We start from the raw sequence: 3,167 nt of genomic DNA, 5'->3' as shown, positions 1-3,167 counted from the left end.
TGAGCCGGGCGACGGCGTCGACGCGGGCACCACCGGCGGCCGGGGTGAGGTCACCGTCAACGGCTCCACCGTCGCGCTGCCCTTCGGCCTGGACCCCGACACCACACCGGTGCTGGGCTCCTACCGTCGCGGTCCCCAGGTCGCCGCCGAACTCACGTCGGCCTGGTACGAGCTGCCCGCCCGCCGCCCCAACAGCCCCCTGCTGGTGATGGCCGCGGCCGGCCGCATCGGCAACGGCGATCTGACGATCGAGTACGGCCGACCGGGCCGGGTCGGCGCGGCGGGCCCCACCGACTTCGAGGTCATGGGCTCCACGACCCCCGTCGACATCGGTCCCGCCCCCGCCTGGCGCAACCTCAGGATCCCCCTCGAGTCGATCCCCTCCGACGCCGAGGTCGTCCGGGTGGTGGCGACCGACGGCAACCTCGACCCCGACTGGTGGCTCGCCGTGACCCCGCCCCGGAACCCCCGGCTACGCACCCTCGACGAGGTCGTGGGCCACACCGACCCGGTGCTCGTCGACTGGGTGGTGGCCCTGGCCTTCCCCTGTCAGCGCCCGTTCGTCCACAACGGCGGGGTCGCAGAGATCCCCCGCTACCGGATCCTCGCCGACCGCGAGTCCTCGGCCGCCGCGAACTGGTGGCAGAGCGCGGGCGGCGGCGGACCACTGCTGTGGACCACCCAGACGGTGGAGGCCGTCACCGTCCCCACCTACCTCGACCACGACTGGTCGCGGGACTGGGGTTCCCTCCAACGGTTCGAACCCCTCGACCCCGGGGCGACGCCCGCGGACCTCGTGCGCAGCAGTTCCGTCCAGTGGGGCTGGACCACGCCGGGTCCCATGAAGTGACCGTCGCCTAGAATCGGGCGTCGTGTCAGACTCCACCGTTGCTTCCGGCCCGGTCGCCGCCGACGCCCGTGTCGCGAGGCTCCGCCTCGTCGCCATCGTCAGCGGCCTCCTGGGCACTCTGTGCTTCCTCTCCCTGCCGTTCCTGCCGGTCACCCAGACCACATCGAGCGTGCAGTGGCCACAGAACGGATCGGTCGACTCGGTGACCGCGCCGCTGATGGCGCACTCGCCCCAGCGGTTCACCGCCTCCGTGCCCTGCACCCTGGTCGCGGACCTGCCCGCCGACGGCGGGATCCTGCTGTCCACCGCCCCGGCGGGTGGTGAGGAGGCCGGCGACCGGGCACTGTTCGTCCGGGCCTCCGCGGACACGGTCGACGTGGTCTCCCGCAACCGGGTCATCGTCTCCGCACCGCGGGAGGAGGTCGCCGCCGGGGACTGCACGCAGTTGACCGTGACCGCCGCCCCGACCTTCGTCGAGGCGGAGTTCGAGGGCATCGACGACGCCGCCCGCCGGGTCGATGCCGACGACCTCCGACCGATGGTCGTGGGCATCTACACCGACCTGCCCTCCGACACCGTGGTCCCCGACGGCCTCGAGGTGGCCGTAGAGGTCGATTCCCGCTTCACCACCGACCCGACCGCCCTCAAGTGGGCCGCCATCGTGATCGGGCTGATCGCCACCGCTGTGGCCCTCTGGGCCCTGCACGGGCTCGACCAGACCGACGGCCGCCGGTCCCGCCGGTTCCTGCCCCGCGGGTGGTTCAGGATCCGGCTACCGGACGTGGCCGTGATCGGCACGCTCGGTGTGTGGCATTTCATCGGCGGCAACACCTCCGATGACGGGTACATCATGTCGATGGCCCGGGCCGCCGACCCCGCCGGCTACATGGCCAACTACTACCGCTGGTACGGCGTCCCGGAGTCTCCGTTCGGCTCCCCGTACTACGACCTGCTCACGATGCTCGCGCACGTGTCCACCGCCAGCCCGTGGATGCGTCTGCCCGCGCTCGTCGCCGCGATCCTGTGCTGGCTCGTCATCAGCCGCGAGGTCCTGCCGCGGCTCGGCCGCGCCGCGCGCACCACCCCGGTGGTCGTGTGGAGCGCCGCCGCCGTGTTCCTGGCCTTCTGGATGGCCTTCAACAACGGCCTGCGGCCCGAGCCCGTCATCGCCCTGGGCGCGCTGCTGACCTGGGTCTCCGTCGAACGCGCCATCGCGACCCGACGCATGTTGCCGTACGCGATAGCGGTGATCGTCGCCTCGTTCTCGCTGGCCACCGGCCCCACCGGACTCATGGCCGTCGCCGCGCTGGTGATGGGACTGCGCCCGGTCCTGCGCACCGTCGTGGTGCGCGGGCGCGAGGTCGGGTCTCACCTCGCGCTGGTCGCCCCGGTGCTCGCCGCGGGGACCATGGTGCTCATCAGCGTCTTCGGCATCCAGTCCCTGGCCTCGGTGCTCGAGGCCATCCGGGTGCGCGGCGAGATCGGCCCCAACCTGAACTGGTTCGAGGAGTTCGTCCGCTACTACTACCTGATGATCCCGACGGTCGACGGCTCGCTCTCGCGTCGACTCCCGGTGTTGCTGGTCCTGCTGTGCCTCATCATGGTGATCGGCACCCTGCTGCGCCGCGGCAAGATCCCGGGCGCGGCCTCGGGGCCCGTCTGGCGCCTGGTCGGTGTGGTGGTGGGCACCGCGTTCTTCATGATGTTCTCCCCCACCAAGTGGACCCACCACTTCGGTGTCTACGCGGGGATCGGCGCGGCGATCGCGGCGCTCGGCGCCATGGCCATCTCCGCGTCCGCGGTCCGCACCGCCCGCAACCGGACCGTGTTCCTGGGGATCATCCTGGTGGTGCTCGCGCTGGCCTTCGCCGGACCCAACGGCTGGTGGTACGTCTCGAGCTACGGCATCCCCTGGTGGGACAAGGCGCCCAGTGTCCGCGGCATCGACGCGGCCACCGTGCTCCTGGGTCTGGCGGTCCTGACCTTCGCCTATGCCGGCTGGCAGCATCTCAGGCAGGACTACGTGGGCACGCAGGCGCCCAGGACGCGCGAGGGCCGGCGGCGGGTGCGGACGATCGCCGCCGCACCCATCGCGGTGGTCGCGGGTCTGCTCGTCGTGTTCTCCGTCGCCTCGTTCGCCAAGGGGGTCCACAAGCAGTACCCGGCGTACACGATCGCGGCCGGCAACTTCTCGGCCCTGGCCGGGAACCCGTGCATGCTCGCCGACCGCGTCCTGGTGGAGCCCGACGCCAACGCCGGCATGCTCACCCCGCTCGCCGCGACCCCCGGACCGGACGGCGCGATCGACCCCGCGGAC

2 protein-coding genes are annotated in these 3,167 nt (G+C 72.0%); both read left to right on the top strand.

Annotation, left to right across the window (positions count from 1 at the left end; translation table 11 throughout):
• The coding region (locus tag G6021_RS11625; protein ID WP_182617086.1) for an arabinosyltransferase C-terminal domain-containing protein at positions 1 to 850 on the top strand (850 nt) is incomplete at its 5' end.
• 22 nt (positions 851 to 872) lie between these two features.
• Positions 873 to 3,167 (top strand): arabinosyltransferase domain-containing protein (locus G6021_RS11620; protein WP_182641340.1); only part of this gene is annotated, 2,295 nt, incomplete at its 3' end.

It is taken from the genome of Dietzia sp. CW19 (assembly GCF_014145265.1).
GTDB classification, from domain to species: domain Bacteria; phylum Actinomycetota; class Actinomycetes; order Mycobacteriales; family Mycobacteriaceae; genus Dietzia; species Dietzia natronolimnaea.
This window is presented reverse-complemented; position numbering and strand designations above follow the sequence as displayed.